At 67.6% G+C, this 20,449-nt stretch carries 13 protein-coding genes and 1 tRNA gene; 9 read left to right on the plus strand and 5 right to left on the minus strand.

Annotation, left to right across the window (positions count from 1 at the left end; genetic code table 11):
- The first annotated feature begins 127 nt into the window (after positions 1–127).
- Positions 128–3,076, plus strand: a complete 2,949-nt coding sequence (locus KF833_11410) for an immunoglobulin domain-containing protein (GenBank protein ID MBX3745905.1) — start codon at positions 128–130, stop codon at positions 3,074–3,076.
- Between the two features lie 351 nt (positions 3,077–3,427).
- Here the strand turns inward: KF833_11410 and KF833_11415 are convergent, their stop codons facing one another.
- Complete coding sequence (locus tag KF833_11415; protein ID MBX3745906.1) at positions 3,428–4,672, minus strand: right-handed parallel beta-helix repeat-containing protein; 1,245 nt, start codon at positions 4,670–4,672, stop codon at positions 3,428–3,430.
- Positions 4,673–5,184: 512 nt separating this feature from the next.
- Here KF833_11415 and KF833_11420 point away from each other — a divergent pair.
- From KF833_11420 to KF833_11445, 6 genes are read left to right on the plus strand one after another with little or no spacing between them, the layout of a single operon-like run.
- Positions 5,185–6,213 (plus strand): rod shape-determining protein, encoded by a 1,029-nt coding sequence (locus KF833_11420; protein ID MBX3745907.1) that lies wholly within the window; start codon positions 5,185–5,187, stop codon positions 6,211–6,213.
- 9 nt (positions 6,214–6,222) lie between these two features.
- A complete protein-coding gene (mreC, locus tag KF833_11425; GenBank protein MBX3745908.1) occupies positions 6,223–7,029 on the plus strand; it encodes a rod shape-determining protein MreC in 807 nt (268 codons plus the stop codon).
- On the plus strand, positions 7,026–7,640 hold the full coding sequence (gene mreD / locus KF833_11430; GenBank protein MBX3745909.1) for a rod shape-determining protein MreD: 615 nt from the start codon (positions 7,026–7,028) through the stop codon (positions 7,638–7,640). Before mreC ends, mreD begins: the two co-directional genes overlap by 4 nt.
- A 3-nt stretch (positions 7,641–7,643) precedes the next feature.
- Positions 7,644–9,662 (plus strand): hypothetical protein, encoded by a 2,019-nt coding sequence (locus tag KF833_11435; protein MBX3745910.1) that lies wholly within the window; start codon positions 7,644–7,646, stop codon positions 9,660–9,662.
- Positions 9,659–10,843 carry a rod shape-determining protein RodA gene (rodA, locus tag KF833_11440; protein ID MBX3745911.1) on the plus strand — a complete coding sequence of 395 codons (1,185 nt, stop codon included), beginning with the start codon at positions 9,659–9,661 and terminating at the stop codon, positions 10,841–10,843. Before KF833_11435 ends, rodA begins: the two co-directional genes overlap by 4 nt.
- Before the next feature lie 5 nt (positions 10,844–10,848).
- Positions 10,849–12,873 (plus strand): Rne/Rng family ribonuclease, encoded by a 2,025-nt coding sequence (locus KF833_11445; GenBank protein MBX3745912.1) that lies wholly within the window; start codon positions 10,849–10,851, stop codon positions 12,871–12,873.
- A gap of 13 nt (positions 12,874–12,886) precedes the next feature.
- Here KF833_11445 and KF833_11450 read toward each other — a convergent pair whose 3' ends face one another.
- The 3 genes from KF833_11450 to KF833_11460 form a co-directional block, all read right to left on the minus strand.
- The gene (locus KF833_11450; GenBank protein MBX3745913.1) at positions 12,887–14,977 is read right to left on the minus strand and encodes a hypothetical protein; all 2,091 of its coding nucleotides are present in this window, start codon (positions 14,975–14,977) and stop codon (positions 12,887–12,889) included.
- 198 nt (positions 14,978–15,175) lie between these two features.
- Positions 15,176–15,937 carry a response regulator transcription factor gene (locus KF833_11455; protein MBX3745914.1) on the minus strand — a complete coding sequence of 254 codons (762 nt, stop codon included), beginning with the start codon at positions 15,935–15,937 and terminating at the stop codon, positions 15,176–15,178.
- Between the two features lie 36 nt (positions 15,938–15,973).
- Positions 15,974–17,254 carry a sensor histidine kinase gene (locus KF833_11460; GenBank protein ID MBX3745915.1) on the minus strand — a complete coding sequence of 427 codons (1,281 nt, stop codon included), beginning with the start codon at positions 17,252–17,254 and terminating at the stop codon, positions 15,974–15,976.
- Between the two features lie 285 nt (positions 17,255–17,539).
- Between KF833_11460 and KF833_11465 the strand changes: the two genes are divergently transcribed.
- Positions 17,540–17,614 (plus strand) — tRNA-Val (locus KF833_11465).
- Between the two features lie 504 nt (positions 17,615–18,118).
- On the plus strand, positions 18,119–18,757 hold the full coding sequence (locus KF833_11470; protein MBX3745916.1) for a peroxiredoxin: 639 nt from the start codon (positions 18,119–18,121) through the stop codon (positions 18,755–18,757).
- A gap of 218 nt (positions 18,758–18,975) precedes the next feature.
- On the opposite strand, the gene KF833_11475 is transcribed toward KF833_11470, so the two are convergent.
- Positions 18,976–20,241 carry a PQQ-like beta-propeller repeat protein gene (locus tag KF833_11475; protein MBX3745917.1) on the minus strand — a complete coding sequence of 422 codons (1,266 nt, stop codon included), beginning with the start codon at positions 20,239–20,241 and terminating at the stop codon, positions 18,976–18,978.
- Between the last annotated feature and the right edge of the window lie 208 nt (positions 20,242–20,449).

Here is a 20,449-nt window from a genome sequence, read left to right on the forward strand (position 1 = left end):
GTGGCCAAGGGGAGGGTGATTTTGCCGAATGCTGCGAAAGGGTGGAGATCCTTGCGCAAAACAGATGGGTCCATGGTCGGCGTACTTGCCCGGAAGCGGGCGGCCCGACAGGGTTGACCCCTGATCCATGAGCACCTCCAAGCATTCGCATTCGGTCCCGGCGTGGGAACCGTCCCTTGGCGTCGCATCGACAAACCTCCAGGGCGTGGCACGGGCGCTCATGGGGGCGGTTGTCGTGGGGGCGGTGGTATGGCTGGCGGCAGCGGCCCAGGGGCAGAGCGTGGTGAACGGCGGCTTCGAGGCCGACACGTTCAACGTCGCGCCCGGGTACGCGAGTGACAACGCGCCGATCACCGGATGGACTGCCGCGGGGGCGGACGGGGTGGGGTTGAATCCGGCGGGCGGGGAGAGCCCGTTCGCCAACAACGGCGCGATTCCGGAGGGCAGCCAGGTGGCGTTCATCTGGCCGTTCGGTTACTCGCTCGCCACGACGGTCGGTGGACTGACTTCGGGAGAGCGGTACCGGGTCCAGCTCAGGGCCAATGTCAGCGAGGTGGAGGGCTTTTCCGCGACGGCGGTATTGCGCGCCGCCATCGACGGAACGGACGCAATCGCGGTCAACGTGTATCCGGTGGGCGGAACGGCACCCTACGCGACGCTGGCCTTCGAGTTCACTGCGGGCGCGGCGTCGCAGACGCTGGAACTATTCAACGATGCGCCCGACGAAGGCACCCTGCTGATCGACGATGTCCGGGTCGTGGCATCCTCGGGTCGGTGGAGCATCGAGCCGTGGACGAACGACGATGATTCGGGGGTGAACGCGCAGTACGTGTACACGCACGCCTACAATTTCGGCAGCGCGGCCGGCACCAGCATCAACGGGGTGGCGTTCACCGGGGTGGCGGGTGGCAACCCGGCGGTGTCGGGGCGGTTCAGTTCCACTTACCTGGGAAGTGTCTTCAACAACGACGGCAACAACGTCACGGGCGGGAGCAGGACCCTGGCGAACGACTTTGTCTATGGCGGGACCGTCCCGGCGGGCGAGTTCCAGAGCGTGCGACTCGAGGGTCTGACGCCCGGGGTCGAGTATGTGTTTGCGGTGTACACCGTGGGGTGGGAGGCCCCCTCGCCGTCGATTCGCTGGCTGACCGGGAGCATCGATGGCACGGAGGCCCTGACGTTCAACCAGGACCAGTTCGGCAACGACAACGGCATGGTCATCTCGCACCGGTACACGGCCGATGCGTCGGGCGTGGCCACGCTGCGCTTCGCGCCGGTGAACCCGGCCAACGTCAGCATGCACTTCTACGGGTTCAGCAATCGCGAGGCCGTAAGCCGGAACGTGGCGCCCTCGATCACCCTGGAGCCCTCCAGCCAGATCGTCTCGCAGGGACTTCCTGTGACCTTCCGTGTGGCCGCGGCAGGGTTTCCGGCGCCGACCTACCAGTGGCAGTTCCAGGGCGCCGACCTGTCGGGCGAGACGGCTGCGACGCTGGAGATCCCGGCCGCAGGCAGCGCCAACGTGGGGGACTACCGGGTCATCGTCCGCAACACCCTGGGGTCCGTCACCAGCCAGACCGCGCGGCTCACGGTGGGCCTCGCGATGGAGAATCCGAGCTTCGAGGCCGACGCCTTCCCGTACTGGCCGGGATACAGCGGCGACAACCCGGGGGGCGCCGGAACGGATCCGGGTTTCAACGGGCCGATCACGGGATGGATCCAGGACAACGAGGCGGGCACCGGCATCAACCCCATCGCGAATGGCGCCTCGCCGTTTGCCAACAGCGGCACGATTCCCCACGGGGAGCGCGTGGCGTTCCTCCAGGCGGACAGCACCCTGTCCCAGACCGTTTCGGGGCTGACCGTCGGCGCCGACTATTATGTTCACTACCTGGAGAATGCCCGGGCGGGCGGCACGCCGGCGCTCGAACTTCTCCGGGACGGCGAGGTCGCGGTTCCCGTCCACACCATTCCACCGGGTGAATACCGCAGCGTTTATACCGAGGTCTTTCAGGCGATCGCCACCTCGGCGACCCTGACCTTCGTCAAGTCGAACCCGCTTGGCGGCGACACCACGGCCCTGCTGGACAACGTGGCCGTGGTGCCCGTGCCCGCCGGCACGGCTCCGTTCCTTACCCGCGAGCCGCGGGCGGTTCTCGCGAACCCGGGCGAAACGGTGACCTTCTCGGCCCAGGCGCTGGGCAGTCTGCCTCTGGGTTACCTGTGGCGGAAGGGGGGCGAGGCCGTGGCCGGTGCCACCGGCACGACGCTGACGTTGAGTGATGTCGGGGCGGCGGACGAAGGCCTCTACTCCCTGGTGGTCTCCAACACCGCCGGCGTCGTGACGACCGAGGCCGTGCGATTGACGGTCGGTCTGCCCGGCATCTACGGGACGGGCGTTGGAGAGGATGGCGGGTTGCTCGAAGGCGGGGTTGAAGATCCCCACTATCGCCTGGTGAGCAGCGCCGACGAAGGGGCGCCCGGCCCCGAGGCCTGGGTGCTGAACGACGGCTGGCCCATCCAGGCAGGTGTCTGGATGCTCAACGGCCCGTCCTCGAAGTGGATCGGGCCGCAGGCGGACCAGAGCGTTGGGAATGCCGAGGGCGAATACGTGTACGAGACCCGGTTCCATCTCACCGGCGTTGACGTCACGCGCGTCCGCCTGATGGGTGGCTGGGCGACCGACAACACGGGTCTGGACATCCTCGTCAACGGTCAGAGCACGGGCATCACCGCCTCAGGGTTCGGGTCGCTGACGCCGTTCGAGATCGCCTCCGGCCTGGTCGAGGGCGAGAACGTCCTCCAGTTCCGCATGAGCAACCTGCCGGTTACGCCGAACCCCACCGGGTTGCGGGTGGACCTGATGGCGGTTGTGCATCCGCAGGACACGGCACCGACATTGCAGATCGTGCGGGACGCAGGGGGGCTGACCCTCTCCTGGAGTCCGGCATCCGCCGGGCAGACGCTGCAATCGGCACCGGCCATCACCGGTCCGTGGACGGATGTCGCGGGTGCCACGAGTCCGTACAGCACGACGGCGACGGACGGCGAGCGGTACTACCGGGTGGCTCAATAACACTCCACGAACCCTCCCCCCGGCGTCCTGCCGAAGGGTTGGGAGCGGTGCATCCCCAAGTTGTCGGTACCGAGCCAGCGAACCGGAGGGACGGGCTCCGCGAGTCCTCAACCCAACGCTCCACACCGTTGCGGCCTTGTGGAACTCGGCCCTCCGAAGCGCCGCTTGGCGGAGTTCGCACCTCTACCGACAACTCCGGGATGCACTGGGTTGGGAGGCGGAAGTCCGGAGTCGCCCCTTGCGAAGTCCACGCATCAGGGATGCGCAGCCCTCGGCTTCGGGGCCCCGCCCTGCGATTCCTGCGCAGGGCGGGGAGGCTGGCGTCGGTCAGGCGGCCGTGGGCGGGGGGTGTTATCGGGGGGCTTGGACCGGTCGATTGCGGAGATCGACGTTGGCCCGCCAGGTGTCGAATTTTGCGGCGCTGGGGTCGTGGCGGAGGCGGGGATCGATCCGGTTGCCGACAAACTGACAGCCCGGCACCGGGACGCCGCGGAAGAAGCGGACGACCATGGGAGTGCCGGACCGGGCGCGGAAGGTGTTGTTGCGGATGATCCAGGCGCCGGCCCCGGGGAAGATCTCGTTGCGGGCGCTGATCTGGACGCCGAGGGCGTTGGGGCCGGCGAGTTCGATCACATTGTCCTCGACGATCGAATCTCCGCCGCCCCCGAGGGTCAGGGCCCAGCCGGTGCATTGCAGGAACTGATTGTTGCGGATGGTCAGGTCCCGTCCGGGGGCTGCGGTGTCCCAGTTGAAGGCGCGGGCCGCTTGACGGGTGACATTGTGCTCGATGACGAACCCGCCGGCCCCGTAGGCGCTGAAGCCGAATTCCCCGCCGGTGCCGCCGAGGACAACCCGATTGCGACGCAAGGCGCCCGTGGCGCCGTTGCGGCCGCCGGTCCCGAGGAGGGCGATGGCGGTGACGCTTCCGCCGGCGAAGGAGGATACTTCGCAGTCCTCGACGAAGTAGCCGGTGGCGTCGGTGGAGTCGTCCCGCGGGCTCAGCGCGATGACGAAGCATTCGGGATTGCCGCCGGGCAGGGTGCGTCGGCCGAGGGCGTTGATGGCCTTGATCCGTTCGACCCGGTGTTCGCGGCCCATGAGGAAGACGGCGGACAGGGTGAGGTCATCGGCCTTCATGCGGGCGCGGACGCCCCGTTCATTGCAGTCCACGGTAAGATCGCGGAGCACGACGCGTTCAACGCCGGGTCCCCAACCGGAGAAGAAGACCCGGCCCACGCCGGATCCCGGGTGCTGGTCCAGGATGCAACCGACGAGGCGGACGGTGGTGCGATGGATGCCGGCGCCCTGGACGGTCCAACCATTCTTCACGAAGAAGCCGGGCTGGCCGGGGGCGCCGGATCCGTAGGTTTCGAAGACACCGGGGAGGAGGGTGATGACGGAGTTGGTGGGGATGGCACGGAGCCGGGCGTCGAAATCTTCGGGCTGGGAGACGATCCACGGGTCGGATTGGGAACCGGAACCGCCGGGTGTGCGTCCGGGCTGAAGCCAGAAGGCATTGGTGCCTGCGAAGGAGCTGCTGGAGGAGAGGAGGAGGGCCAGGGCGGCCAGGGCGTGGAGAGGGAAGGCGGGGTGCATGGTTGGAGGAGAGGATGAGGGCACCCATGGTGGTGGCAAGGGTGGTGGCAAGGGTGGTGGCAAGGGTGGTGGCAAGGGTGGTGGCAAGGGTGGTGGCAAGGGTGGTGGCAAGGGTGGTGGCAAGTAAAAGGGACAGGCTCACACTCTGAGTCCGAGAGGCTTCCGGGGAGGGAGTAAAGTAAAAGCTCAGTCAGTTAATTACTGTTCGCTGGGGACGACCTGATCGTGGACTGTCAATGTCAACAACCATATGACGGGCTTCTTATTTGCGAGCTGGTCAACAGTAATATGCCGGTCTCATTGCTTTCCTTGGTCAACAGTACTGTGTCGGTCCCATTATTTTATCGATCCGTTCCAGACCGAGCTGTTGCCTTCCTGTTACGTCGCCAAAGGCGGCAATTTTGCTGAAAGTCGCCCCCAGACGGGGATGATCGTTGAAGGAGGGGGGAGGGCGTTAACCGCTTGACCCTTGTTTCGGGCGGCCCGTAGCCTGACGGGCGTAGGCTGACTTCATGTTTGCGCAGCTTAAAGGCCTCTTTTCCAACGACATTGGAATCGATCTGGGGACCGCGAACTCGCTCGTGTACGTGCGGGATCGGGGGATCGTGCTTCGGGAGCCTTCGGTGGTGGCGATCCAGGCGGGGACGACCAACGTGCTGGCGGTGGGGGAGGAGGCAAAGCGGATGCTGGGTCGGACGCCGGGGAACATCGTGGCGATCCGGCCGATGAAGGACGGGGTGATCGCGGACTTCGAGGTGACCGAGTCGATGCTCCGGCATTTCATCCAGAAGGTGCATCATCGGAAGCTGATTGCGCCGCGGGTGGTTGTGGCGGTGCCGTCGGGGATCACGGAGGTGGAGAAGCGGGCGGTGAAGGATTCGGCGACGCATGCGGGGGCGCGGGAGGTGTATCTGATCGAGCAGCCGATGGCTTCGGCGATCGGGGTGGGGTTGCCGGTGCATGAGCCGGCGGGGAACATGATCGTGGACATCGGGGGCGGCACCTGCGAGATCGCGATCATCTCGCTGGCAGGGATCGTGTTCAGCCGTTCGCTGCGGGTGGGCGGCGACGAGTTCGACGAGACGATCATCGCGCACATGAAGCGGGCCTACAATTTGATGATTGGCGAACGGACGGCGGAGGAGATCAAGATGAGGATCGGCTCCGCCTTTCCGCTGGAGCAGGAACTGACCATGGAGGTCAAGGGGCGCGACTTGGGGAGTGGACTGCCCAAGACTTTGACCATCCGGTCGGAGGAGATTCGCGACGCCCTCAAGGAACCGCTCTCGAGCATCCTGGAGAACATTCGGCTTACCCTCGAACGGTGTCCGCCCGAGCTGGCGGCGGACCTGGTGGATCGCGGCATTGTGATGGCGGGCGGCGGGGCGCTGGTGCGCTGCATCGACCGTCTGGTGGCGCAGGAGACCGGATTGCCGGTCCACATTGCCGGCGACCCGCTGAGTGCCGTGGCCGAGGGGACGGGACGGGTGCTGCAAGAACTTTCCTTCCTCAAGAGAGTCGCCTCCTCCAGCACCGCCTGAGGGGCTGGAATGCCGCGAAAACCGCACCTGATCCTTCTCGTGGTGGTCGGGCTGGGCGCCCTGGCGATCCTGGCCCTGCCGGACCATACCCGGTCGCGTGTCCGCATGGCGTTTCACGGACTTTTCCTGCCGCTCTTCGGGCTGGCCGGATCCGCCCAATCCGTTCTGGAACGGGTCGCCTCCGTGTTCACGGCCAAGGCGACCTGGACCGAGCGGCTCGAGGCGCTGGAGCGGGAGAACGAGCGGCTTCGTCTGGCCCTGACCGAGGCGGAGGCGAGTCACCGGGAGAACGACCGGCTGCGGCAGATGCTGGGGTACGCCCAACGGTCGCGCTGGGAACTCCGGCCGGCGCGGGTGATCGGACGGGATCCCTCGCATTGGTGGCGAAGTGTCCACCTCGATGTGGGGTTGCGGCATGGGGTGACTCCGAACCTGACGGTGCTGACCCCGGAAGGCCTGGTGGGCCGGGTGGCGGAGGCGGGGCCCTGGACCTCGCGGGTGGTGCTGCTGGGGGATCCGAACTGCCCGGTGGCGGTGGCCCTGGTCGAAACCGGCGAGGCGGGAATCGTGCGGGGGGCCTCCGGCGGGGACCTGGAAGGGGCGATGGTGGAGGTGTCGTATCTCTCCCGGAACGCCGTGGTGCGGCCGGGTCAGAGGGTGGTGACCAGCGGGCAGGGGGGCGTTTTTCCGCGAGGCATTCCGGTGGGCGAGGTGGTGGATACGCGGACGGTGGGGGACGGCATCTACCTGGAGGCGCGGGCGCGCCTTTCGGTCAACCTTGGCGCGCTCGACGTGGTGTGGGTCATGCTGCCATGAACTGGGTGCATCCAACCTCCCTGATGTTCTCCCCGGTGCTGCTCGCTTTCGCGCAGTGGCGGTGGGACGCGGTGCGCGGGGTGCTGTCGGCGCAGCCCGACCTGATGCCGGCGCTGGTGGTGTACGCGGCATTGAGCAGCGGCCTCGGGGTGACCGTGGCGACCGCGATGGTGGCGGGGCTGGCCGCGGACACGGTGTCGTCGGGCCCGTTCGGGTTGAGCGTGCTGCCGCTGGCGACCGTCGGGTTGGTTCTGCACCTGCGGCGGGACCTGCTGCTGCGGGATTCGGTCTGGGCGCAGGCCCTGCTGGGGGGGGCGGGAAGCCTGGTTGCGACGGCACTGACGTTGGCGCTGTTGTTCCTGTTGTGGCCGCTGGTGTCGCATCCGGGGCCGGGGATGGGGCATTGGCCGGAGCGGCAGCCGGGGCTGACGGAACTTCCGACGCTGGGGATGCGGTCCATCTGGCAGGTGTTGGTGGTGACGGCGGCCGGGACGGTGGCGACTCCGGTCATCTTTCGGCTGTTTCGCTGGATCGACGGTGCGTTTCAATACCGGCGGATTCCCGACGGGGTGTACCGGGCCAACCGGGAGATCAAGCGGGGACGTTTTTGAGCCATGCTGATCCTGGAGCAGTTGCAGAGGCACGACGGGCGCCTGCGGGCGCTGGCGGCGGTCGTGCTGGTCGGGATGGTGCTGCTGCTGGCGGGATTGTGGCGGCTGCAGGTGCTGGCCGCGCAGCGGTACGCCCGGAGCGAGGAGGCGCAATCGGTGCGGCTGGTGCGGGTTCCGGCGGTGCGGGGCAAGATCCTGGACCGGAACGGGAGCGCCCTGGCGGAGAACCGGCCGAGCTACGACGTGAACCTGTATCTGGAGGAATTGCGGCCGTCCTTCACCTTCGAGTACACGAACCGGCTGCTTCCCGACTTTCGGCGGGCGCATGGCGGGTCGCGTCCGCGTGGGGAAGCCAGCCGGAAGCTGCAGGAGCAGGCGCGCCTCACGGTGTACAGCAACACGGTGGCCGTGGTGGCGCAGGCACTGGGGAATACGCTCCCGGTCAGTTCCGAACGGTTTGTGCGGCATTACGTCCAGGCCCTGGCCCTGCCGCTGCCGGTGGCGGAGGCTCTCACTCCGGGGCAGATGGCGCAGTTTTTCGAACGTTGCCTGGGGACGCCGGGCGTGGACCTCGAGGTGCAGGCGGTGCGGAACTATCCTTACGGGCGTCTGGCGGGCCATGTGCTTGGGCATCTGCGCCGCTCGGACGAGGCGGACAACGATCCCGAGCCGCTGGTATTCCGGTACCGGCTGCGGGACTTCGAGGGGGTGGCCGGGGTGGAAGGACGCTTCGACCATGTGTTGCGGGGCCGGGCCGGGGTGAAGGCGCTGCGGGTGAACAGTTTTGGCTATCGCCATGAGGAGACCGTCCTGCGGCCGACCGAGCCCGGTCGAAACCTGCGCCTGACCCTCGACGTGCCCATCCAACTGGCGGCGGAACGGGCGCTGGCGCGGGTGGCGGGGCCGACGACGCGCGGGGCCGCCGTGGTGATGGACGTCCGCAACGGGGACCTGCTGGCGCTGGTGTCGGCGCCGGCCTTCGATCCGAACGAGTTCGTGTCCGGGATGTCCCATGAGGCCTACGCCCGCCTGAACGACGAAACGTTGCGACCGCAGATGAACCGGGCGGTGTCGGGGGCGTACGCCCCGGGTTCCATCTTCAAGATCGTCGTCGGCCTGGCCGCCCTCGAGGCGGGGGTGCTCGATCCCCAGGCGCGACACACGTATCCCGGGTACTGGCCGGTGGGCGACCGGCGGATCAACGACACGGCACCGGCGGGCGAGTACGATTTTCGAAGGGCCTTCATCCGGTCGAGCAACGCCTATTTCATCGACCACGGACTGAAGACCAGCCGGGCGCGGATCGTGGCCATGTCCGAGCGGTTCGGGTTGGGAACGCCCACCGGGGTGTCGCTGGGGGCGGAGTCGCGGGGGTTTCTGCCCGACGAAGCGTTTGTGGCGCGGCGCCGGGCGCAGCGGAATCCGTGGACGGAGGGGGACACCTGCCACCTGAGCATCGGGCAGGGGCCGATCACGGTCACGCCGTTGCAGATGGCGGTGATGACGGCGGCGGTGGCGAACGGGGGCCGGGTTCTCGAACCGCGCCTGGTGCGGGGGATCGAGACGGCGGAAGGGCGGTTGCTCTCGCAGGAACCGGTGCGGGTTCGGGGCGAACTGGGCGTCTCCGCCAGGCACCTGGCGCTGGTGCGGGCGGCCATGGTGGCGGATGTGGAGGAGCGGGAGGGCACGGGTCGGGAGGCGGCGGTCGAGGGATTCCGGGTGGCGGGCAAGACCGGGACGGCGGAGGTCACGCGGGGACGGGTGCTGGTGGACAAGATCACCTGGTTCGTGGCCTTCGGGCCGTACGAATCTCCCCGGTACGCCGTGGCGGTGATGGTGGAGAGCGGGGGTTCCGGGGGGCGGACCTCGGCGCCGGTGGCGCGTCAGATTTTCCAGGCGCTGCGGCAGCGGGAGGAGGCGGGGGGGTGGGATGCCGGGGCGATGGGAACGGTGGTGGGACGGCCGGGCGGGGCGGGGGTGTCGGAGGGTGGGCTGCCGGCCGCCGGAAGGGGGGGGGCATGACCAGGGCGGCGCGGGAACTGATCCAGCGGCCGGCGCGGGTGGCATGGCCGTTGTGGGTGGCGGTGGCGGGGCTGATGCTGATCGGGCTGGCGTTCGTTCACAGCTCGACCCTGGGGGATTCGGCGACCACGACGAAGCAGGCGATCTGGTTCGGGGCGGGACTGGTGGGCGTGGCGGTGTTGTGTCTGGTGGACTACCACGTGCTGGCCCGGTGGGCATGGGTCGGGTACTGGCTGGCGATCGCGCTCCTGGTGGGGGTGTTGTTTTTCGGGGCCTACCGGCATGGCGCCCGACGCTGGATCGATCTGGGGCCGTTCCAGTTCCAGCCATCGGAATTTGCGAAGATTGCCGTGCTGCTGGCCTTGGCGCAGTTCCTGAGCCGGCCGCTGGAGGAGTTGCGGATGACCAATGTGGTGGTGAAGACGCTGGCCCTGGTGGCGCTGCCTTTCGGGCTGATCCTGCTGGAACCGGATCTCGGCTCGGCGCTGGTGCTGATCCCGATGGCGCTGGCGATGATGTACGTGGCCGGGGTGCCCAGGCGGGTTCTGGGCCGGATGGTGGGGGCGGGGGCGGTGGTGGGCGGCCTGCTGGTGGTGGACGTGTTGTTCATGCCCGAAGGCTGGCAGGTTCTGAAATTGAAGGAGTACCAGCGACACCGGCTGATGGTGTATTTCGGGCGGGACTTCGCGCCGGCCGACGCCACCCCGGAGCAGCGGGCGTACTTTCGGGATTTGCAGCGGCAGAAGGGATGGAACGTGCAGCAGGCGCTGATCTCGGTCGGATCGGGGGGACTCACCGGGAAGGGCTGGCGCCAGGGCACCCAGAACGCGCTCGGCTATCTGCCGAGGCTGGGCGCGCACAACGATTTCATTTTTTCCGTCATCGCGGAGGAGAGCGGCTTTGTGGGCAGCGTGGTGGTGATCGGGCTGTACACTGTCGTGCTCTTCACGGGCATCCGGGTGGCGGGCGATGCACGCGACCGTCTGGGACGGTTGCTGGCGACCGGGGTGGTTGCCCTATGGTTTTCCCACGTCTTCGTCAACGTCGGCATGAATATCGGTTTGGTGCCTGTGACCGGCATCCCGCTGCCGCTGCTGAGCTATGGAGGTTCGGCGGCGGTAAGCGCGTTGCTGGCCGTGGGCTTGCTTCAGAATGTTCACCTTTATCGCAGAGCTTACTGACCCCTATGAGCAGTGATCGCAGGTATTCCGGCCGCCGCCGAGGCGGGGCCCGTTATCGTCCATCAGGAGGCATTACGTCACAGGCCATCACGCCCCAGGCGGAGCGTGCGGCCCACGAGGCCCGGGCCCAGTTGTCCGGAGCGCCCCAGGAGGACGTCTTCGACACGCGCAGCCACGCCTCGGAGATCGAGGAGGCGGAACGGCTGGCGTTGTCGGCCTCCGGAGGCGGGGAGGCGGATGCCAGACCGGCGTCGTCCGCGGCGACGGCGACAGCGACGGTCCCGGGCGATCCCGAACCGGGGGTGGCCGCGGTTGCCGGTGACGGCGGGGCGCCTGCGGAGCCGTCAGAGCCGGCGGCCGGGGTGGCCACGGCGGAGCCGGTCGAGCCGGAGAACCAGCAGCCGCAGAGCCTGCTCGATTCATTGCGGACGGCGGCGCGGCGGATGGTGGCCAAGGTGACGCGGCTGCTGAGACCGAAGCGCCCGAGCGGGAAGGAGATCATCATCAACGCGGAGTCGTTGGAGACGCGCGTGGCCGTGTTGCACGAGGGGCGCCTGGACGAGTTCACCATCGAGCGGACCAACGAGGAGCGTTTGGTGGGGAGCATCTTCAAGGGGCGGGTGCGGAATCTGGAGGACGGGTTGAAGGCGGCGTTTGTGGACATCGGGTTCGAGCGGAACGCCTTCCTGCATTACTGGGACATCGTTCCCAGCCAGTTCGACAGCAACGTCGAGGTGGTGGAACGCGAGGGGCGCCGCCGGGAACGCCCGAAGATCACGCAGAAGGATGTGCCGCGGCTCTACCCGGCCGGGAGCGAGATCATCGTGCAGGTCACCAAGGGCCCGATCGGGACCAAGGGACCGCGCATCACCACCAACCTGTCGCTGCCGGGCCGGTACCTGGTGCTGCTGCCCAATTCCGATCAGTCGGGCATATCGAGGAAGATCGAGAACCCCGAGGAACGGGCCCGGCTGAAGCGCATCCTGCGGGAGCTGTCGATTCCCGACGGGATGGGGGTGGTGATGCGGACGGCGGGGGAGGGGAAGCAGGCGCGGTATTTCGTGCGGGACCTGGCATTGCTGCTGGAGGAGTGGCGTTCGATCCAGGGCCGGATCGAGAAGCATCCGGCGGCCTCGTGCGTGTTCGAGGAGCCGGATCTCGTAGCCCGGACCGTGCGGGACTTCCTGACCGAGGATGTGGACCGGATCCTGGTGGACGACATGAAGCAGTTCGATCGGATCCGGGAGATGATCGAGCGGATCTCGCGTCGTTCGATCAACAAGGTCCGGTTCTACAACGAACCCCAGCCGATCTTCGACCGGTTCAGCATCACCCGGCAGTTGGAGACGACCTTCCAACGGACGGTCCACTTGAAGAGCGGGGGGTACATCGTGCTGGACGAGACCGAGGCGCTGGTCGCCATCGACGTCAACACGGGCAAGCACAAGTCGGGCAAGGACCTCGACTCGACCATTCTGCAGGTGAACCTGGAGGCGGCGGACGAGATTGCGCGGCAGTTGCGGCTCCGCAATGTGGGCGGACTGATCATTCTCGATTTCATCGACATGCGGCATCCGAAGGACCAGCGGGCGGTGTTCAACCGCCTGAGGGACGGGCTGCGCCGGGACAAGGCCAAGACGCATCTGCTTCCGATCTCGCCGTTGGGGTTGCTGGAGATGACGCGGCAGCGGCAGACCGAGAGCGTGCAGTCCTCGGTGCATGACACCTGTCCGTATTGCCGGGGACGGGGCCGCATCAAGAGTGCGGAGACGATGAGCGTGGAGATTCAGCGCAAGCTGGTGGAGTTGCTGCGGCGGCGGCCGCGCGACGAATCGGACTTCCAGGTCCGGATCGTGGTGCATCCCACCGTGTACGACCGGATGCGGCGCGAGGACGAGCGGTTCATCATCGAACTCGAGAAGAAGTTCTTCGGGAAGATCTCGTTCCGGCCGGATCCCGGCATGCATGCCGAGCACTTCAAGATCCTCAATGCCCTCAGCAACGAGGAACTGGCCGGCGGTGCGCTCTGATCGAACTCCGGAACTACCGAAGGTCGGCGGCGACGAGGCGGGGCAGGGGCTCCGTCTCGTCGAGCCGAAACACAAGGCGCGCCACCTCTTCGGTGCCAATGCCGGCCTTGCGCGCCAGCGCGGCGGCCGCGGTGGCCTCGGGCGGGACCGGATGGTTGACGGCCAGATCGACGATCCGTTCGAGCTCGGGGGTCAGCGAGGCGATGGTGGGCAGTTCCGGGACCGAGGCTTCCAGCCGCCCGGACAGGGCTGACGCCATCCGGGAGAGGGCGGTCGGAGCGGCATCGGGCTCGGTGGATCGCCGGCCGGGCCGGGACAGGCGGGCACGATTGGGAGGGAACAGCGCGGCAACCTCGTCCGCCAGGCTGCGGAGGGTCTGACAGGCCCGCGTCAAGGGGCTCTCCGCCGGGTTCGGGAAGGCGATGAGATCTGCCTGGAGCACTTCGAAGGCTTCGGACAGTTCGGCATCGATCTGGGCCAGTTGCACCGCATTGGGGCGTTCCTCCCCCAGATCGCGGAGCATCCGCCGTTGGCGGCCTGCCGCGGTCCAGGCCCTGGCCACGTAGGCGGACCGATCGGCCGATTGGGCCTCGAAGGCGAGCCGGCGGCGGACGTAGTCGGAGGCGGCCTCGAGCAGGAACTCGAGTTCGCTCGCGTCGATCGGCGTGTCCGCTGCGCGGAGGCGGGCGGAGAGGGCGTTGAGGAGATCGACAACAGGCCGGGAGGCTGTGGCGTCGGTGGGGTCGGCCGCAGGGAGCCCGTTGACGGTGTCTTCGACACGCTCGGCGGCGGCGGGGGAAGGGAGGATCGGGTGTTGGTCCGGCTCGTGGACCCCGCGAAGGTCTTCGAGGACAGCCGCCAGATCGGAACCCAACTGGAAGTGGACCCGGGCTGTCATCCAGCCGGTGAGGTGTTGGGTGAAGGGGGGGTCCTGAAGGAGATCGTGCCGGACCAGGGTGCGGACGAAGGCACGGAGCCGGTCGGCCAGGGGATCGAGGGGGACGGGATCGTCCGGCGCCGGTTGGGACAGGCGGTCGATGGCCCGGGCGACGGTTTCGCGCAGGACCTGACCCACGGGCAGTCCGCCATGCCGGGCGATCAACGGGCGGAGGGGAGAATCCTCGCCGAACAGGGCCGCCAGGCCGTCGGGGTCGAAGCGGGTCGAGCCGGCGGTTGCGTCGCAGGGGGTGAATCGGGCGAGGACGAGGGACTCGACCGGTTCGGCGAGGGCTGCGGCCGGGTGGGACAGGGCGCGCAATCGGGGTTCGAGCTGCGCGAGGTGGTCCTGGCGTTGACGCAGGTCGGTGCGAAGCCGGTTCAGACGGTCCAGGAGCAGGACGACGTCGCGGACTTCCCCGTGGGCGGGGCATGGGAGGTGCCAGCCGTGTTCGGCGCTCTCCGCGGTGCGGGCGGCGTCATCGATGGCTTCGCGCGCCCCCGGTTCGTCACGCAGGCCGACCAGTTGGGAATGGTCCTCCTTCAACTGGCGGACGGCCGGGCATTGACGGAGCAGTCGTTCGGCCTCGTGCATGGCGCGTTCCTCATGATCGGGCGCGCGGAGCAGGAGGTCGAGGATGTCGGCGGGTCGAAGGTGCTTGAAGGGGGATTCGACACCGCCGTCCTGGTCGAGTTGAAGGACGGCGAGACTCGGCGCGATGACTTGTTCCAGCAGAGTCTGGCGGCTTTGGGCGACCGAGGATTCGAGGTGGGCGACGCCGGTGGTGTGGAGGGATTCGAGGGCCAGTTCGACGCGGGCCAGGTCGTCCAGGACGCGGCGTTCGAGGAGTCGATGGGCGTGGAGGAGCCGGTCGGCGCGTTGGGCGGGGGTTTCCGGCGAGGTCGGAGGGTGCAGGACCTCGGCCGGATCGGGAGACAAGGCGACGAGCGCCTGTTCGTGACTGGCAAGGAAGTGGTGGGCGAAGGCGACTTCGTCGATGGCATCCCGAAGGAACGCCAGGGCGGCCGGCACCGGCGATGCAGGGACGCGGTGTGCGGGGGCCGCGGACGGCGCCGACGGGGCGGGGTGGGAGCCGTTGGGTTTAGGGTCCCCATGGCGCCCGGCGAGGCGGGCCATGGGGGCAGCTTGGAGCGAGGCGGCGGACATGGGCTGAAGATCCTTGGCTCAGGGTCTGATCCGTCCAGATTCGGAACGAGCCGGGCGGGTGGGATCCGGCGCCTGCGGGGGACGCGTTGCGGCGACCCCCGGGGGACAATGGTGACAGCGTGTGCGTACGGCCTCGGCGGTCACGGTGCGACGGTACGCGGGTCGGGAGACCGCGCAAGGTGGAACTTGGCGGGGCCGTCAGCGCGCCGAAAGGCGTTCCTGAATGTCACGCAGCGGTCGCGTCATGGTGACCTTCTGGCCGTCCTGAAGGAGGACCACATACTGGCCGCCGGGCATGGCATGAAGTTCCCGGACGCGATGGAGGTGAACGAACGCCGAACGGCTGATCCGGAAGAACAGGTCCGGAGGGAGTTGTTCCTCGAGGTGCCCCATGGTTTCACGGAGGACGTGGTTGGTCTTGCCGGTGTGCAGGATCGCGTAATTGCCGGCGGCCTCGATCCAGTCGATGTCATCGAGGCGGACGAGCACGACGCGTTCATTGTTGCGGACGAGCAAGCGGCGCTGGCCGGGTGGGACCGGGATCCTTTGATCGAGCCACTGGGTGAGGCGCTGGTTGGCGGGGGCGGCAGTGTGGGCGTGAACCGACCGCCGGGCCCGTTCGACTGCCTGGAGAAGCCGGTCGCGCTTGTAAGGCTTGAGGAGGTAATCCACGGCATTCACCTCGAACGCCTCAAGGGCGAACTGATCGTGGGCGGTGGTGAACAGGATCGCCGGGTGTACCTCCGCCGGCAGCGCGCGCAGCACTTCGAACCCCGTCATGCCGGGCATCTGGATGTCGAGGAAGACGATGTCCGGCGTGTGTTCGACGATGGCGCTGAGGGCCTCGGTTCCAGAGGCGCATTCCCCGACGAGTTCGAGGTCCGGCACCTCGGTCAGGAACGTGCGAACCCGTTCCCGCGCGAGCGGTTCGTCGTCCACGATGAGAGCGCGCAGGGGCATGGTGCTGGAGGCCGGGTTGCTTCGGGCGCGATGGGATCAGACGGGTGCCGCTGGAGAAGGGGATGCCGTCGTTGTGGTCGTGCGCCAGGGGAGTTGGATCTCCACCTCGAGGCCGCCTTGGGGCCGGTCGGCGAGCGTCAACGAGGCGTCGTCGCCATGGAGTTCCCGGAGTCGGGCGCGGGTGTTTGTGAGGCCGATGCCGGCGCCCCGCGGTGCCGCCCCGCGATCCAGGCCGGGGCCGGTGTCGCCGATGCGGAGAATGAGGCGGTCGCCGAGTCGGGAAGCGGAGAGGCGGATGGTTCCCTGACGTTCGGCGGGTTCGATACCGTACCGGATCGCATTTTCGAGAATCGGTTGAAGCACAAGGGTGGGCACCAGCGCCGCGTGACAGGCGGCTTCGACGTCCTCTTCGAACGTGAGCCGGTCCCCAAACCGCACCTTTTCGATGTCGAGATACCGACGGGCAAACGTGAGTTCCTGGTGCAAGGGGCTTTCCGGGGTGTTGGCGGACCCAAGGGTGAGGCGCAGAAAATCGCTGAGGCAAGCGATCATGTCGTCCGCGGCCTTGGGTTGACGATGGACCAGGGTGGCGATGGCGTTGAGGGTGTTGAAGAGGAAGTGCGGGTTGAGCTGCATCCGAAGGGCTTCGAGGCGGGCTTCGGCGAGTTGACGGGACAGTTCCCGACCCTGCCGTTCACGTTCCAGAAATCGATGCTGCTGAAGGCTCCAATGGCCGACCCCGAGGACGGCGGAGTACAGGAGCAGGTGCAGGGTCAGATGGCGCATCAGCAGAAACCGCACCCGGTCGGAGAAGTCGGGTTCCGCGTGGGGATCCCGCAGGGGCGGGGGCCGGACCCCCTGATCGCTTGGGGGCGGTGGATGAGGCGGTGGACCGATCCGGGGAGGCCCGTCGCGGGGCGGGCGGGGTCCGCGGAAGTAGTGGGCGGGCTGCAGATCGTCGGGCACCAGCCATTCGTTGAAGGAGGTGTGGAGCGTGCTGTACAGCACGGCGGAGACGAAGGCCGCGCCGAGGTGGACCGCCAGGTGCGCAGGCCAGCGCGGCGTGGACAAGGGAAAGAGGCGGCAGAGCACGAAGATGCCCGGCACCAGCGCGGCCCAGAGCCAGGTGTCCGTGAGGGCGCCGGCGAAGGCGACGATCCAGGGCATGCCTCGGCCGAAGGCGCCGGCGGCCCAGAACATCTGGCTGGCCTGGGCGACGGCGAGCAGCGTGGCGATGGTCAGGGTCAGGACCGCCGCCCGCCGGCCGAACCGCAGCGGGGAGGCGGGGAAAGCGTTCGGGAGATCGCCGGGCGCCATGCCGGTCCAGATTCCGCGTAGGGCTTCCCGGTGACGAGACCATCGTGACGAACAGGGGCCCGAGAGGGATTGAATCCGAGGCTGCCGGGATTGGCGGCTCCAGGCCCAACGATCGCACCTGGCGAACGGCGCCCAGGCGCCCGGTCAGAATCCCGGCCGCGCCGCCGGTCCAATCGAACGAAATGCCCCCGGGCCAACCCGTCAGCCATTTCAACCTTTCAGACGACCCACTCCGGGCTTGCGATGGAGCAGGCGGTTCGCCACTCTCGCCACCCCGTTGGTTGGGCGCGGTTAGCTCAGTGGTAGAGCACCTCCTTGACACGGAGGGGGTCAGAGGTTCGAATCCTCTATCGCGCACCACGCTTGTAATATCCTTTGGCAGAGCAGGTTAGCGGATGGGATTCCAGGGGAAGGCGGGCTGGAACTTCGGCGGTTGCCGCATTGGGCATGCGACTCTGTCGGTGACGGATGACGGTCCGGCGGCTGGCATCCGGATGTTCAGGCCCTTTCCCGGTGTTCGGGGGAGGGCCGAGAGGGCATCTGTCCAAGGGGTTGCCGGCCCTGCGGCGGCAGCTCGGACCGCTTCATCGACGCGGAGATCACCCGGCCCGCAAGCCCGGGCGCAGGGATGCATCGAGGCATGCGCGGCCCGCCTTTTCGACGTCTGCCGAATAGGGTCAGGGCCCGGTGCCCGGGGTGCAGCGACTTCCTGGCCCTGGCGGTCGGGTCAGGAATCCCGTTCTGCACCGGAACACCCGAGTGGCTGGGGGCGGGGCGGAGCACGGCCGGCTTGCACCGGGGGGCGGGGTTTGTACGCTGCGGGCGCGTTTCAACCGACAATCAGGAAGGGAAGGGGCTTCACCGATGGCACTACGACTTGGCGATTTGGCGCCGGATTTCGACGCGGAGACGACGGAGGGGCGGATCCGTTTTCATGAATGGCTGGGGGAAGGGTGGGGAATCCTGTTCTCGCATCCGGCGGACTACACCCCGGTCTGCACCACCGAGTTGGGGACGGCCGCCCGGTTGAAGGTCGAGTTCGACCGGCGCGGCGTGAAGATCATTGCGGTCAGCGTGGATCCCATCGAGGCGCACCAGGGATGGATTGGGGACATCAACGAGACGCAGGGCTGCACGATGAACTTCCCGATCATCGCGGATCCGGACCGGACGGTGGCGAGCCTGTACGACATGATTCACCCGCAGGCGGACGACAAGGCGACGGTAAGGTCGGTGTTCGTGATCGGGCCGGACCGGAAGATCAAGCTGACCTTGACCTACCCGGCTTCGACGGGGAGGAACTTCCTGGAGTTGCTGCGGGTGATCGATTCGCTGCAACTGACGTCGGGGTACAGGGTGGCGACGCCGGCGGACTGGAAGGACGGTGAGGACTGCATCGTGGTGCCGGCGGTGAAGGACGACGAGGCGGCGACCCTGTTTCCGAAGGGGATTCGCCGGATCAAGCCGTACCTGCGGTACACACCCCAGCCGAATCGCGACTGAGCCCCCGGAAGCCACCGGCGTTACCGTGCATCCCGGAGTTGTGGGTAGGGGTGCGGATTTCGCGAAGGATCGCCTCGGAGGGCCGAGTTCCACAAGGCCGCAACGATGGGGTGCGTTGGGATGAGGACTCGCGGAGCTCGTCCCTCCGATTTGCCGCCTCCTCACCGACAACTTGGAGAGGTACCGTCGGCGTTGGGCTGTGGGCGATCCGGGAGGGGTCAGGGCGCCGCGGTCGGGGAGACTGCCGGGCGCCAGCGAAGGACCGTGAGGCCGGCGAGATCTCGGACGAAGAGATCCGTGCCGCTGACCGCGAGGTGGGCCCAGGTTTCCTCTTCGGCGACCCGTTGGGAGCCGGCCAGTCGGAATGTGGCGGGGTCGGCATGGACGAGATGCAGGGTGCGATCCTCATCGAGCGCGAGGATCTGGCGTCCATTGGCGGCGAGGCTCCAGTACCTGCCGAACTTCTCCCCGGATTCCCAGCGTTGGGCCCCCGTTTCCCAGTCGAGGCAGACGACGCGTTGATTGCGAAGATGCAGATAGAGGTGCCCTTCGATGAGAAGCGGGGATGCCATGTAGCCCTCGGCACGGGCGGACCAGAGTTCCTCGACGGAGAAGCCGGCGTCCTGCCGTGCGATGCGAAACTGGTGAGCGCGACCGCCGTAGGCCGAGGTAAAGACCCGGTCGTCCCGCACCAGGGGTGTGAGGATGTTCATGCCACGGAAGGCCTTCACAGGCTGCTCCCACAGCACTTGGCCGGTGTCGGGTTGCACGCCTGCGAGCTTGTCGCGGGTTTGCACGACGAATTGATCCTGGCCAGCCAGGGTGGCCCGCACGGGTGAACTGAAGGCGCTGCCCCACATGCCGCCGCCGTCCTGCAAGGTCCGCCAGCGGATCGTACCGGTCTGCTTGTCGAGACAGACGACCGAGGCGCCCGCCTGCACCACCACCGTGTCCCCGCTGACCAGCGGTGAACTTACGAAACCGAATTCCGGAACGGGCGCTCGGAATTCGGACACGAAATCCTTCTCCCAGATCACCGCGCCGGTGGAGGCATCGAGGCAGACCAGCCGGTCGCGCATCCCGGCGACGTAGAGCCGACCGGCGTCCCAGGCAGGAGTGGCGCGGATCCAGTCCCCATTCCGTCGGGCGAAGAAGGGCACCCGGACGAATCCCTGCCAGTGCGTCTGCCAGAGGGGGGCACCGGTCTGGCGATCGAAGGCCCGAACATGCTCTTCGGTGTCGTTCTTCGACTCGGTCACGAACACCCGCCCGTCCGCGACCACCGGGCCGGAATAGCTTGGGCCGAGTTCGATCCTCCATAGACGCTGCAGGGCGGTGGCATCCAGGCTCGAGGGCCAGGGTTCGGCGGCGATGATCCCGGTGCGGTCAGGGCCCCGCCACTGGGTCCAGTCGGCGGCGGACGCATTCAACCAGCCCAGGGCCAGCCCGCATACCCCCAGCGCCGAGGAACGGATCAAAAACATGCCGGGCACGGTGGGGCGGGTTTTGTCCCGGTCAATGCGGCAAACGTCATCCCCTCATCCGGCTGAATCAGCCCTGTCCGCTTAGCGGAGTTCGCACTTCTCCCCACAACTCCGGGATGCACGGGAGCGGCGGGGGGGGCATTTCGCCCTTGAGAAAGGCGGGTGCCGGTGCGTGAATCAGTCCGTCGGGAGTGCTGATCTTTTAAAG

This window comes from Verrucomicrobiia bacterium (assembly GCA_019634625.1).
Classification (GTDB): Bacteria; Verrucomicrobiota; Verrucomicrobiia; order Limisphaerales; family CAIMTB01; genus CAIMTB01.

Coding starts and splice junctions, on each gene's coding strand:
- KF833_11410 (MBX3745905.1), top strand. CDS start 128: ATGAGCACCTCCAAGCATTCGCATTCGGTCCCGGCGTGGGAACCGTCC.
- KF833_11415 (MBX3745906.1), bottom strand. CDS start 4,672: ATGCACCCCGCCTTCCCTCTCCACGCCCTGGCCGCCCTGGCCCTCCTC.
- KF833_11420 (MBX3745907.1), top strand. CDS start 5,185: ATGTTTGCGCAGCTTAAAGGCCTCTTTTCCAACGACATTGGAATCGAT.
- mreC (MBX3745908.1), top strand. CDS start 6,223: ATGCCGCGAAAACCGCACCTGATCCTTCTCGTGGTGGTCGGGCTGGGC.
- mreD (MBX3745909.1), top strand. CDS start 7,026: ATGAACTGGGTGCATCCAACCTCCCTGATGTTCTCCCCGGTGCTGCTC.
- KF833_11435 (MBX3745910.1), top strand. CDS start 7,644: ATGCTGATCCTGGAGCAGTTGCAGAGGCACGACGGGCGCCTGCGGGCG.
- rodA (MBX3745911.1), top strand. CDS start 9,659: ATGACCAGGGCGGCGCGGGAACTGATCCAGCGGCCGGCGCGGGTGGCA.
- KF833_11445 (MBX3745912.1), top strand. CDS start 10,849: ATGAGCAGTGATCGCAGGTATTCCGGCCGCCGCCGAGGCGGGGCCCGT.
- KF833_11450 (MBX3745913.1), bottom strand. CDS start 14,977: ATGTCCGCCGCCTCGCTCCAAGCTGCCCCCATGGCCCGCCTCGCCGGG.
- KF833_11455 (MBX3745914.1), bottom strand. CDS start 15,937: ATGCCCCTGCGCGCTCTCATCGTGGACGACGAACCGCTCGCGCGGGAA.
- KF833_11460 (MBX3745915.1), bottom strand. CDS start 17,254: ATGGCGCCCGGCGATCTCCCGAACGCTTTCCCCGCCTCCCCGCTGCGG.
- KF833_11470 (MBX3745916.1), top strand. CDS start 18,119: ATGGCACTACGACTTGGCGATTTGGCGCCGGATTTCGACGCGGAGACG.
- KF833_11475 (MBX3745917.1), bottom strand. CDS start 20,241: ATGTTTTTGATCCGTTCCTCGGCGCTGGGGGTATGCGGGCTGGCCCTG.